Origin of the sequence: Mesorhizobium sp. M0587 (assembly GCF_040320945.1) — a bacterium.
In the GTDB taxonomy this organism is placed as follows: Bacteria; Pseudomonadota; Alphaproteobacteria; order Rhizobiales; family Rhizobiaceae; genus Mesorhizobium.
In genome coordinates this window covers 1-11,257 of record NZ_JAMYQP010000025.1, presented here as the reverse complement: position 1 = coordinate 11,257, position 11,257 = coordinate 1, and the positions used below count along the sequence as shown (strand labels likewise).

Annotated in this window: 10 protein-coding genes and 2 pseudogenes; 9 read left to right on the top strand and 3 right to left on the bottom strand. The window is 63.1% G+C overall.

Annotation, left to right across the window (positions count from 1 at the left end; all coding sequences use genetic code 11):
• The first annotated feature begins 29 nt into the window (after positions 1-29).
• From NKI49_RS21330 to NKI49_RS21315, 4 genes are all read left to right on the top strand, one after another.
• The gene (locus NKI49_RS21330; protein WP_352597697.1) at positions 30-1,277 is read left to right on the top strand and encodes a BtaA family protein; all 1,248 of its coding nucleotides are present in this window, start codon (positions 30-32) and stop codon (positions 1,275-1,277) included.
• Complete coding sequence (locus tag NKI49_RS21325; protein ID WP_352597695.1) at positions 1,274-1,939, top strand: SAM-dependent methyltransferase; 666 nt, start codon at positions 1,274-1,276, stop codon at positions 1,937-1,939. Before NKI49_RS21330 ends, NKI49_RS21325 begins: the two co-directional genes overlap by 4 nt.
• Positions 1,940-2,056: 117 nt before the next feature.
• On the top strand, positions 2,057-2,353 hold the full coding sequence (locus NKI49_RS21320; protein ID WP_352598047.1) for a type II toxin-antitoxin system RelE/ParE family toxin: 297 nt from the start codon (positions 2,057-2,059) through the stop codon (positions 2,351-2,353).
• Between the two features lie 8 nt (positions 2,354-2,361).
• Positions 2,362-2,670 carry a HigA family addiction module antitoxin gene (locus tag NKI49_RS21315; RefSeq protein ID WP_352597694.1) on the top strand — a complete coding sequence of 103 codons (309 nt, stop codon included), beginning with the start codon at positions 2,362-2,364 and terminating at the stop codon, positions 2,668-2,670.
• Positions 2,671-2,704: 34 nt separating this feature from the next.
• Here the strand turns inward: NKI49_RS21315 and NKI49_RS21310 are convergent, their stop codons facing one another.
• Positions 2,705-4,084 (bottom strand): serine hydrolase domain-containing protein, encoded by a 1,380-nt coding sequence (locus NKI49_RS21310; protein WP_352597692.1) that lies wholly within the window; start codon positions 4,082-4,084, stop codon positions 2,705-2,707.
• Between the two features lie 309 nt (positions 4,085-4,393).
• On the opposite strand from NKI49_RS21310, the gene NKI49_RS21305 reads away from it, so the two are divergent.
• On the top strand, positions 4,394-5,194 hold the full coding sequence (locus NKI49_RS21305) for a glycoside hydrolase family 25 protein (RefSeq protein ID WP_352597690.1): 801 nt from the start codon (positions 4,394-4,396) through the stop codon (positions 5,192-5,194).
• Positions 5,195-5,380: 186 nt separating this feature from the next.
• Entirely contained in the window at positions 5,381-6,559 is a 1,179-nt protein-coding gene (locus NKI49_RS21300; RefSeq protein WP_352597688.1) for a lytic murein transglycosylase, read from the top strand.
• Positions 6,560-6,614: 55 nt separating this feature from the next.
• Here the strand turns inward: NKI49_RS21300 and NKI49_RS21295 are convergent, their stop codons facing one another.
• The gene (locus tag NKI49_RS21295) at positions 6,615-7,556 is read right to left on the bottom strand and encodes a LysR family transcriptional regulator (protein WP_352597686.1); all 942 of its coding nucleotides are present in this window, start codon (positions 7,554-7,556) and stop codon (positions 6,615-6,617) included.
• A 104-nt stretch (positions 7,557-7,660) separates the two neighbouring features.
• Between NKI49_RS21295 and NKI49_RS21290 the strand changes: the two genes are divergently transcribed.
• Positions 7,661-8,392, top strand: a complete 732-nt coding sequence (locus NKI49_RS21290) for an SDR family oxidoreductase (protein WP_352597684.1) — start codon at positions 7,661-7,663, stop codon at positions 8,390-8,392.
• Here the strand turns inward: NKI49_RS21290 and NKI49_RS21285 are convergent.
• The gene (locus tag NKI49_RS21285) at positions 8,389-9,609 is read right to left on the bottom strand and encodes an alanine racemase (RefSeq protein ID WP_352597682.1); all 1,221 of its coding nucleotides are present in this window, start codon (positions 9,607-9,609) and stop codon (positions 8,389-8,391) included. The two genes, NKI49_RS21290 and NKI49_RS21285, sit on opposite strands and share 4 nt — an antisense overlap.
• Positions 9,610-9,980: 371 nt before the next feature.
• Here NKI49_RS21285 and NKI49_RS21280 point away from each other — a divergent pair.
• Positions 9,981-10,691: pseudogene (locus NKI49_RS21280) on the top strand (DMT family transporter); the annotation flags it as partial.
• A gap of 66 nt (positions 10,692-10,757) precedes the next feature.
• Positions 10,758-11,257 (top strand): annotated as a pseudogene (locus NKI49_RS21275) (transposase); the annotation flags it as partial.

Genomic DNA, 11,257 nt, shown 5'->3' with positions numbered 1-11,257 from the left:
CGCCAAAGCAAATGGGGAATCACCTGGCTATGACGGACGTCTCCGCAGATCTGGTTTTCCGCCGCGGCAAGGAAGTTGGAAAAGCCGTTTATCAGAACCGCCCGCTGTCGAAGGCCGGCATTTCGGAACGGCTGTTCGCCTTCCTGTTTTCCGGCCTCGTCTATCCGCAGATCTGGGAAGACCCCGACGTCGACATGGCGGCGATGCAGCTCGGCCAGGGCCACCGCGTCGTCACCATCGCCTCGGGCGGCTGCAACATCCTGGCCTATCTCACCCGCTCGCCGGCAAGGGTCGACGCCGTCGACCTCAACGCCGCCCATATCGCGCTGAACCGCATGAAGCTGGAGGCGGTGCGCCGCCTGCCTTCGCAAGGCGACCTTTTCCGCTTCTTCGGCGCCGCCGACACCAGCCACAATTCGGAAGCCTACGACCGTTTCATCGCGCCGCATCTCGATCCGGTCAGCCGTCACTATTGGGAGCGCCGCAGCTGGCGCGGTATCAGGCGCATCGCCGTCTTCGACCGCAATTTCTACCAGACCGGACTGCTCGGCCTGTTCATCGCCATGGGCCATCGCACGGCGAAGTTCTTCGGCGTCAACCCGGCTCGCATCATGGAAGCCAGGAACATCGGCGAACAACGCCGCTTCTTCAACGAGGAACTGGCGCCGGTCTTCGACAGGAAGCTTTTGAAATGGGCGACCTCGCGCAAGGCCTCGCTGTTCGGCCTCGGCATTCCGCCGGCGCAATACGATTCCCTGATCACGTCCGGCGACGGCACCATGGCCAGCGTGCTGAAAGCCCGGCTGGAAAAGCTCGCCTGCGATTTCCCATTGCAGAACAACTACTTCGCCTGGCAGGCTTTCGCCCGCCGCTACCCCGAACCTGGCGAAGCCGCCCTGCCCGCCTATCTTGAAAAACAAAATTACGAGACCATCCGCGGCAATGTCGACCGCGTCGCGATCCATCATGCTAATCTGATCGAGTTCCTCGCCGGCAAGGATGCCGGCGCGGTCGACCGCTTCGTGCTCCTGGACGCGCAGGACTGGATGACCGACGACCAGCTCAATGCGCTGTGGGCGGAAATCACCCGCACCGCATCGGCCGGCGCTCGCGTCATCTTCCGCACCGCCGCCGAGCCCAGCCTGCTGCCCGGCCGGGTTTCCAGCTCGCTGCTCGACCAGTGGAATTATCAGGACGAGGCTTCGCGTGAATTCTCGGCCCGCGACCGTTCGGCCATCTATGGCGGCTTCCACCTCTACGTGAAGCGCGCGGCATGAGCAGCACCGAGGTGCCGGCCAACCATGCCGAACTGATGGACGGCGTCTACCGCTGGCAGCGCCACATCTACGACCTGACCCGCAAATATTATTTGCTCGGCCGGGACCGGCTTATCGAGGGGCTGGAGGTGCCAACCGGCGGCACCGTCCTGGAGCTCGGCTGCGGCACCGGCCGCAACATCATCCTTGCCGCCCGCCGCTACCCCGACGCCCGCTTTTTCGGCCTCGACATCTCAGCCGAAATGCTGGAGACGGCCGGCGCCGCCATTGCCCGCGAAGACCTGTCGGGACGCGTCACGCTGGCAAGGGGCGACGCTACCGATTTCGACACGAACGCGCTCTTCGGCAGCGAACGGTTCGACCGCATCTTCGTGTCCTATTCGCTGTCGATGATCCCGGGCTGGGAAAAGACGGTGGCGGCGGCACTTGCTGCGCTCGCCCCCGCCGGCTCGCTGCATGTCGTCGACTTCGGCCAGCAGGAAGGTCTGCCGCGTTGGTTCCGAACCTTGCTGCGCGGCTGGCTCAAAAAATTCCACGTCGCGCCGCGTTCAACCCTGCGCGAGGTTCTGGAATCCGAATCTCGGCGAACCGGCGCAACCTTCCGTTTCCGCACGCTTTACCGCGGTTACGCCTGGCTGGCGGTGATCAAGCTCGCAGTTTGAGTATTGCCGTTGGGATGGCACTCTAACTTTTAGCCAGGGGCAGATGCATCACCTGGAATCATGCATTGCCACGTGACCCCCGGAGCGGTACATTGTCTCACAGGCTGGAAGCATCGAATGATCGTCGGCTTTAGAGACGGATGGCTCCGGGCCTTTTTGGTGGAGGACAGCCACTCCCGGAACATCCCGCCCGATCTTGAAAGCCGCTTGTTTCGCAAGCTCCAGATGATTGACGACGCGACGAGCGATCAGGATTTGCGGGTGCCACCCAGCAACCATTTCGAGAAATTGCGCGGCAATCTCGAAGGGTTCCATTCGATCCGCGTCAACAAGCAATGGCGGCTGGTCTTCCGCTGGGACGGCGGCCGCGGTGAAGCGTCGGACATATATCTCGACGACCACAGCTACAGGTGAGGTGAGACATGTTGATGACCGCACGCAAACCAGCAACGGTTGGAGAAATTCTCACGGAAGAATTCATGCAGCCGCTCGGGCTGACACAGACGGCCTTGGCCGATGCCATGGGCGTTCAACGCAAGCATGTGAACGAATTGTGCAACGATCGCCGCAGCGTAACGGCGGCAACCGCGCTCATTCTGGCGCGGGTGTTCGGCAATAGCCCGGACTTTTGGCTGAACGTCCAACGGCGCAGCGATCTCTGGGCGGTTATGAATTCGCCCGACGAGCGGGCTCGTGTTGATCGCGCCAAGCCTTTGGCGACAGCCGCATAGACAGAGTTCTGCTGCAATCAACCTTTCGCCTACTCTAATGCAGCGCCTTCACCAGCGCGCTCACCATCTCCCGCGGGCGGTAATTGAGCTTGGCCGGCGTAAGGCCGAGCCGCACCACCACCAGCTGTTCCGAGGGAATGATGGCGACCGTCTGGCCGTCATGGCCCTCCATCCAGTAAGTGTCCTTGGGGAGGCCGGCGGCGATACCGGCGCCCGGGCTGTCCTCGTCGCCCGGTGCCTCGATCCACAACTGGCCCTTGCCGTAGACCTTCGAGGCGGATGCCGGCTCCCGCATCCAGTCGACGAAGCCGGCCGGCAGGATCTGGTTGCCGTTCCAGACCCCACCTTGCAACAGGAATTGCCCGAAGCGCGCCCAGTCATGCGCCGTGGCGTAGAGATAGGACGAGCCGACAAAAGTGCCTTGCTCGTCTGTCTCGAGCACCGCGCTGTGCATGCCGAGCGGCTCGAACAGCGCCGTGCGCGGCCAGGTCAATGCCTTGGCCTTGTCGCCGATCGCGTCCTGCCAGAGACGCGACAGCATCACCGCAGTGCCGCTCGAATAGGAGAACGCCTTGCCCACATCGCCCGCCAGCGGCTTGCCTTCCGCGAAGCCGGCCATGTCGGGCTCGAGATAGAGCATGCGCGTCACGTCGGCGACGTCGCCGTAATCTTCGTTGAACTCCAGCCCGCTCGACATCGCCATCATGTCGGCAAGGCTGATGCCGGCGCGGCCATCGGCCTTCCACGGCGCGAACAGGCCTTTGCCGTCGATCGCCATCTTGCCGTCCTTGACCAGCGTGCCGACGATGGCGGCGTTCACCGTTTTGGTCATCGACCAGCCGAGCAGTGGCGTCTTGGCTGAAAAGCCGTCTCCATAGCGTTCCGCGACGATCCGGCCATTCTTCACCACCACAATGGCGCGCATGCCCGCGCCGGCCATGGCCGCGTCCCCAACGACCTTGGAGACCTCGGGATTTTGCGAGGCATCGACCCGCTCGCCTTCCGGCCACAGCGCATCCTGGCTTAGCGCCGCGTGCTTGGCCTGGATGGTCGTGCGGCGTACCTTGCCGACATCGCCATCCGGAACCGAAGCGCAGCCCAGCCCATCGCGGGCGACAGCGACGCTCTTGCCGAGGAAGCCGAGCAGGCCGGCCGAGACGATGCCCCGGTTCTTGTCGACCGAAACCCGCATCAGCTTGAGCAAAGGATGACCGGGCGCCTGCACGTCGACCGCCAGCACCTCATTGGGGTCGCGCCCGGCAATGAAGACGTTGGAGCAAACGATCTTGGCCGAATAGCCCGAGCCGACGCGGATCAATTCGGGCGGCGCGATATAGAGCCAGGCAAACAACGCAACGATCGCCAGCACGACAAGACCAAGCAGCCATTTGACGATCTTGACGAAGATCCGCATTTGTTTCCTCCCAAGCCCACGGCCGACGCTTATGCCATCGATTTGCCGCCATTGCTTCCGCAAAATCGTCTCTCTTGTCGAGCGCCGTCAACGGATTATCAACCATGATCGGCGATCACAGGGATGCATGTTGCTCAAAACTGCGCAGGGACAACGGCATGCACGACAGACAAAGATCTAAAGCACGTCGAAACGACATGCATTAGAGAGCTGGGCGATCCTGTGGGGTGACCGTCCAGTGGCCAGATCGAGGGGCCATCTGCTGAAACGACCCATCAGCGACCGGCTGATTCCGGCTCGGGAGTTGCGATGCGCCGTCTTGCGGTCCTGTTCATGCTGACGCTACTGGGTGCCTGCTCGACCGTGGACGATCTCGCGCCGCTGTCGCCGTCCGCGTCCAGCAGCCCGACAGTAGCCGTGCGCGCGCCTCGCTTCGCCGATTCCAAGCCGCACGAATGGGACAGCGGCGCGCCTTGGAACTATGCCGTTCACGGCACCGACGTCTCCAAATATCAGACCTCGGTCGACTGGCCGGCTGCCAAGGCCGGCGGCATCTCCTTCGCCTTCATCAAGGCGACTGAAGGCGGCGACCGCTTCGATGAGTATTTCAATGAGCACTGGGCCCGCACGAGAGCCAATGGTCTCCCACGCGCGGCCTATCATTTCTTCTATTTCTGCACTCCCGCGGCCGTGCAGGCGCGCTGGTTCATCAAGAATGTTCCCGTCGACCGCTCGGCCATGCCGCCGGTCCTCGACATGGAATGGAACCCGAAATCGCCGACCTGTCGGCTGCGTCCCGACGCCGCCACCGTGCGCGCGGAGATGACCACCTTCCTCGAAATCGTCGAGCGGCATTACGGCAAGAAACCGATCATCTACACCTCGGTCGACTTCTTCGAAGACAACCAGTTGTCGTCCTTCCGCGGCTATCCCTACTGGCTGCGCTCCGTCGCCGGCCACCCACGCGAGAAGTATGGCAGCCATCCCTTCACCTTCTGGCAGTACACCGGGACCGGTGTCGTTCCGGGCATGACCGGCAAGTCCGACATCAACGTCTTCAACGGCAGCGAGGCTGCCTGGAACAAGTGGCTGCGGCAGAACACCCGTTGACACCGGTTCAACGGCAGCGAAGCCCCCCGGAACAAGTGCTGCGGCACAACACCCGTTGACACCGGGCCTGCCGCCTGCTTTCGACACAGCCGGTGGTCAAGAGTGCAACCGCCAGTATTCCAGAGCCGTAGGCGTCCCCATGGACGCGCCAGGTCGCCTGGAACCCTGAATGTCGAAAGGAAACCGATGCGACTGCGTTCCCGAGCCCTCACGGCGCTGTTCCTGTGCGCCACGGCTTTACCGGCGATGGCGCAGGAATGCGGCGGCGACTTCGAAGCCTGGAAGCAGGGCGTGGCCGCCGAAGCCAAGGCGGCAGGCGTCGGCGCGGTCGGTCTCGACGCGCTGGAGGATGTCAGCATCGACGAGAGGGCTTTGGCGCGCGACCGCGCCCAAGGCGTCTTTACTCAGACCTTCATCGAGTTCTCCAATCGCATGATCTCGGCCTACCGGCTGAAGCAAGGTGCGGCGAACCTGAAGAAATATGCCGATGTGTTCGCCCGCGCCGACCAGCAGTTCGGCGTCCAGGCGCCGGTCATCGCCGCCTTCTGGGCGCTGGAGACCGATTTCGGCGCCGTGCAGGGCGATTTCCATACGCTGAGCGCATTGGTGACGCTGTCGCATGATTGCCGCCGCCCGCAGCTGTTCCGGCAACAACTGGTGCCGCTGCTGGAGCTCATCGATCGCGGCGTGCTGCCGGCCGACGTTAACGGCGCCTGGGCCGGCGAGATCGGCCAGACGCAGATACTGCCCTCGGACTATCTGACGCGCGGCGTCGATGGCGACGGCGACGGCAAGGTCGACCTTAGAAACAGCGTCCCCGACGTGATCATGACAACCGGCAACAAGGTGCTGTCGCGTGGCTGGAAACGCGACGAGCCGTGGATCCAGGAAGTGCGTGTCCCCGACGACATGCCCTGGGACCAGACCGGACGCACCAACAAGCTGCCATTGTCGCAATGGGCACAGTGGGGCGTCACCAATCCCGACGGCTCGCCGCTCGACGACAAGGGCCTGAAGGCAGGCTTGGCACTACCCATGGGCCGCAAGGGGCCAGCCTTCCTCACCTACGACAATTTCGACGTCTATCTCGAATGGAACCAGTCCTTCACCTACGCGCTGACGGCGGCCAATCTTGCCGCACGACTGGCCGGCGCACCCCCGTTCGATCCGCGCAATCCTGAACCAGGCCTCGACAACGACCGGATGAAGGCCTTGCAGACCAAGCTCGAAGCCCGGGGCTACGACGTCGGCAGCGTCGACGGCATCCTCGGCACCAACACCCGCGAAGCGATCCGCAAGGAACAGATGCGGCTTGGCCTGCCGGTGGATGGCTGGCCGACGGCGGAACTTTTGGCGAAGCTCTGAAGGGAGCAAATAGTCAGCAGCGGGCAGTGAGCCCCCAAAGAGCCTCGCTAGCTACTCACTCATCTCTCCTCAAGCGCATGAAGTCGATGAAGACCCGCAACGCTGGCGGCACCTGCCGCGAGCTTGGATGGTACAGATAGAAGCCCGGGAAACTGGGTGACCAGCCTTCCAGAAAACGCAACAGCCTGCCGTTTTCGATCCAGGGCCGTACCTGGTATTCGAACATATAGGCCACGCCCGCTCCATCCAGCGCCGCATGGAGCATCAGTTCGGTATCGTTGACGGTCAAGCTGCCCTCGACGGCGATTTCCAGGGCCCGCTTGCCGCGCGCAAATTCCCATCGATAGAGATTACCACCGCCCGGCCATTGGAACTTTATGCATTGGTGCTGGTGCAGTTCCTGCGGATGGCGAGGTATGGCCCGGTTCTCGAGATAGGCGGGAGCGGCCACCGCGGCCATTTGCAAATCCCCGCTCAGTTTCACCGCTACCATGTCTTTCTCCAGCCGCTCGCCAAGTCGGATTCCGGCATCGAACCGTCCCCCGACGATGTCGGTCAGCGTGTCGTCGACGATGACGGTCAGCGCGATATCGGGATAGGCGCGCTGGAAGTCACCGAGGATCGGCGCGATGAACCGCGTCGCGGCGACACGCGGCACGTTTATACGCAGCGAACCCGCCGGCCGGTCGCGTGCAGCATGAATGTCCGCGACGGCGCCCTCCAGCTCCTCAAATGCAACAGCAAGGCGCGCAAACAGCGTGTCTCCGGCAGCAGTGGGTGAAACGCTGCGTGTCGTGCGGTTCAGCAGCCTGACACCGATGCGAGCCTCCAATTGCCGGATCGACTGGCTGAGCGCCGGCGGGGATACGCGCAGCCGGGCGGCGGCGCGGACGAAACTACGCTCTTCCACGATTGCCGCGAATGCCTTGAGCTCGGTGAATTCAGACCCGCGCATTGTGTATCCCAGGATTAACAAGCCAGTCAGATAATATGCCATTATATAATCAGTTGCATGCCGCTATTTCTTGACCATCGGCCCCGTCACGCTATTTCTTGCCATCGGAAACCGGCGCGGGTTTGAGTGATTGAAGGAAATTGGTCATGTCTCAGTCCTTGAACGGCAAAACCGCACTCGTCACCGGCAGCTCGCGCGGCATCGGCCGGGCCATCGCCGAAGGGCTCGCGGCCAAGGGCGCTGCTGTCGTCGTCAACTATGTCGGCAATCAGAGAGCCGCTGATGAGGTGGTGGCCGCCATCGCCGGCAAGGGAGGAGAAGCCGCCGCCATCCAGGCCGATATGTCCAGCGTTTCGGATATCCGCCGCTTATTCGACGAGGCTGAGAGGGCGCTGGGCGCGATCGACATCGTCGTTGCGAATGTCGGCGTCGCCGTCATCAAACCGTTGAGCGAGGCAACCGAAGCCGATTTCGAACATGTCTTCGGCACCAATGCCAAGGGCACGTTCTTCACGCTGCAGGAAGCAGCACGCCGCGTGCGCGACGGCGGCCGCATCATCGCGGTCTCGACCGGTGGCACGAAGATGTTCTTCACGCAGACGGCGCTCTATCTCGGCAGCAAGGGCGCCGTCGAACAGTTCGTGCGCGTGCTCTCGCGCGAACTCGGACCGCGCGGCATCACCGTGAACGCGCTGTCGCCGGGCTTCACCGACACGGACCTGCTTCCCGACCGCGATCGCGCCGTAGCGGCCGGCATGTCGCCGTTCGGCAGGATCGGTGCGCCGCGCGACGTTGCCGATGTCGCGGTCTTCCTGGCCAGCGACGAGGCCCGCTGGCTAACCGGCGAGAATATCCAGGCTGGTGGCGGGGTGGCCTAGTCGGCCATCGTCTCCAAACTCGCGAACCCCTGCGGCGCGTCGCCCTCGTCGAAAGGCGTCGTGACCTCGACGAAGGTGTCGGGATAAAAACCGTTGAACCGCGTGCGCAGCGACAGCGAATAGGCGCCGATATGGCCGATTTCGATCCAATCGCCGGTGTCGACGGTCTCCGGCAGCCAGAACGGCCGCGACAGGATGTCGACGGAATCGCAGGTCGCGCCGCAGACCTTGAACGGCACGATATTCTTGTCCTCTCCGTTGCGCGAGCGGATCGCGGGATCGGGAATGAAGCGCGCCGGCAGCGTGATCTTGCCGGTCCATGAATCCGACAGCGACGCCCAGATGCCGTCATTGATGTAGAGCCGCTTGCCCTTGCGCAGCAGCACCCGCACGATCAGCGACAGGCAGCGCGCCACGATCACCCGGCCGGGCTCGGCCACCAATGGTATCTGGTCGAACTGGTATTCCTTCAGATCGCCGGAAAGCCGCGACATGATCTGGCCGAGCGACGGCATCTCGATCTGCTTGCGGTTCGGATCGTGGCCGTATTCGGCGGGAAACCCACCGCCGACATCCAGCCCGGCAATGTCGAAGGTCAGCCGGTTGCGCACCCAGTCGGCCGAGGCCAGCGCCCGCTCATAAGTATCGGGATCCTCGATCTGGCTGCCGACATGGAAGCACAGGCCAACCCTGTAGCCGGTGCGGTTCAGCCGCTCGGCCAGTTCCACCGCATAGGCCGGCCCGGCGCCGAACTTCTTCGACAGCTCGTAGGCGGCATGCCCCTTGGTCTGCACCCGCACGAACACGCTGAGCGAGCCCGGATCGATGTCGAGCGCCCGCACAACCCGGGTCAGTTTGGTGATCTCGTCCTCATGGTCGAGCGAAATGACGCGGATGCCGTATTTCTCCAGCGCCAGCTTGATATCAGACTGCGCCTTGACCGGATGCATGTAGAGCATCTCGGCATCGGGAGAGACGGCGCGCACGGCGGCGAACTCTCCGGGCGAAGCGACATCGAAGGCACTGACGCCCGCCTCGACCAAAGTCTTCAGCACGATCTGCTCGCCATTGGTCTTGACCGCATAAGCGGTCTTGCCGGGAAACATGCCCATGAACTGCCTGGCATCGGCCTCGAGCACCTGCGGGCGGAAGCAATAGACCGGATCGTCCGGGCGAAGCGCCAGTGCCGCCTCGCGGGCATTCTCGAATCGCTGCATGGACGAATCCTTGATCTAACCTGCGCACAATTAATCCAAGCTAGCCGCCAATGAAAACAATTCTGTGTCTCGCGGCCATGACGCATCGGCCCTAGAGCAATTCCAGGAAAGGTGTGAAACGCTTTTCCCGGGAAAAGCGCGTAGCGCTTTCCCTAGGGAATTGCGTAAAAAACAAAGAGCGGTTCGGCGTTTCCATAAAACGGTGAACCTGGTGCATGTCGCCCAAAGTGCGCAGCGGTTTTGGGACAACGACATGCATGATCAAAAAGCTGGCAGGAGCATTTCCCCATCATCGGTTTCGGGTGGCCCTTGCCGGCGGACCCGATATGCCTTCTGCCTGATTGGATAGCAGCCAAGGGAGGACGATTCATATGGCGATAGCCGCGACATCCGCACCGCGCGGCCCGATGGTGCTCAAGGATTGGGGGCAGCTCCTGCTGCTCGGCGCGATCTGGGGCGGCTCGTTCTTCTTCGCCCGCATCGCGGTGGCGGAGCTTCACCCGCTGGTGCTGGTGTTGTTTCGCGTCGCCATCGCGGCAATCGCGCTGCATATCTATCTCGGCCTGCGCGGCCCTTCGTTTCGCCTTGCGCTTCCCCACTCCGGCCTGTTCTTCCTGCTGGCGTTCACCAACAATATCGTGCCTTTCTCGCTGATCTTCGCCGGCCAGACCCAGCTTGGCGCCGGCGTCGCCTCGGTGCTCAACGCGACGACGCCGTTCTGGACGCTGATCCTCGCCAATGCGCTCACGTCTGACGAAAAGCTCTCCTGGAACAAGCTCGCCGGCATTGCGCTCGGCGTCGCCGGCACCGCGGTGATGATCGGTCCCGGCCTGCTTGCCGGGCTCGGCGGCCCGGTCTGGGCCAAATTCGCGCTGATCGGCGCGTCGCTCTCCTATGGCATTGCGCTGATGGTCGCCCGCCGCTTCAAGGGCGTGCCTTCGGCGGTCGTCGCCACCGGACAGTTGACCGCCTCGACCATCATCATGATCCCTATCGTGCTGCTTGCCCACGGTCCCGCGGGCGTGTTCTCTGCCTCGCCGCCAGTCTGGGCGGCTGTGCTGGCGCTGGCGCTTTTGTCCACCTGACCTGCCACTGAGAATTTCCTCCATCTGAGATTAGAGTCCGGCCCTTGATCGAAGGACGGACTGATGAAGAGAAAGCGGTTCACGGAAGAGCAGATTATTGCGGTTCTGCGCGAGCACGAGGCGGGAGCGAAGGCGGGCGATTTGGCTCGCAAGCACGGGGTCTCGGAGGCGACGCTGTATAATTGGAAGGCAAAGTATGGCGGGATGGACGTGTCCGACGCCAAGCGCCTGAAGGCCTTGGAAGATGAGAATGCCAAGCTGAAGAAGCTGCTCGCAGACCAGATGCTCGAAGCCTCGGCGTTGCGTGAGCTTCTGTCAAAAAAATGGTAGGGCCCGCCGCCAAGCGCGAAGCCGTTGCGCATCTGCAGGCCGTCATGGGCCTGTCGGAGCGTCGGGCCTGTTCCTTTGTGGGCGCTGATCGCAAGATGATCCGCTACCAGTCCCGGCGTCCGCCCGAGACGGAGCTGCGTGGTCGGCTGCGTGACCTCGCCAACGAGCGCCGACGCTTCGGCTACCGGCGGCTGTTCATCCTGCTCAGGCGCGAGGGCGAGGCATCTGGGGTC

What these genes read in the sequence shown, in the direction of transcription:
- NKI49_RS21285 (WP_352597682.1), bottom strand. Translation starts at nt 9,609, where the DNA reads ATGCAGCGATTCGAGAATGCCCGCGAGGCGGCACTGGCGCTTCGCCCG.
- NKI49_RS21320 (WP_352598047.1), top strand. Translation starts at nt 2,057, where the DNA reads ATGATCGTCGGCTTTAGAGACGGATGGCTCCGGGCCTTTTTGGTGGAG.
- NKI49_RS21305 (WP_352597690.1), top strand. Translation starts at nt 4,394, where the DNA reads ATGCGCCGTCTTGCGGTCCTGTTCATGCTGACGCTACTGGGTGCCTGC.
- NKI49_RS21310 (WP_352597692.1), bottom strand. Translation starts at nt 4,084, where the DNA reads ATGCGGATCTTCGTCAAGATCGTCAAATGGCTGCTTGGTCTTGTCGTG.
- NKI49_RS21295 (WP_352597686.1), bottom strand. Translation starts at nt 7,556, where the DNA reads ATGGCATATTATCTGACTGGCTTGTTAATCCTGGGATACACAATGCGC.
- NKI49_RS21325 (WP_352597695.1), top strand. Translation starts at nt 1,274, where the DNA reads ATGAGCAGCACCGAGGTGCCGGCCAACCATGCCGAACTGATGGACGGC.
- NKI49_RS21300 (WP_352597688.1), top strand. Translation starts at nt 5,381, where the DNA reads ATGCGACTGCGTTCCCGAGCCCTCACGGCGCTGTTCCTGTGCGCCACG.
- NKI49_RS21290 (WP_352597684.1), top strand. Translation starts at nt 7,661, where the DNA reads ATGTCTCAGTCCTTGAACGGCAAAACCGCACTCGTCACCGGCAGCTCG.
- NKI49_RS21315 (WP_352597694.1), top strand. Translation starts at nt 2,362, where the DNA reads ATGTTGATGACCGCACGCAAACCAGCAACGGTTGGAGAAATTCTCACG.
- NKI49_RS21330 (WP_352597697.1), top strand. Translation starts at nt 30, where the DNA reads ATGACGGACGTCTCCGCAGATCTGGTTTTCCGCCGCGGCAAGGAAGTT.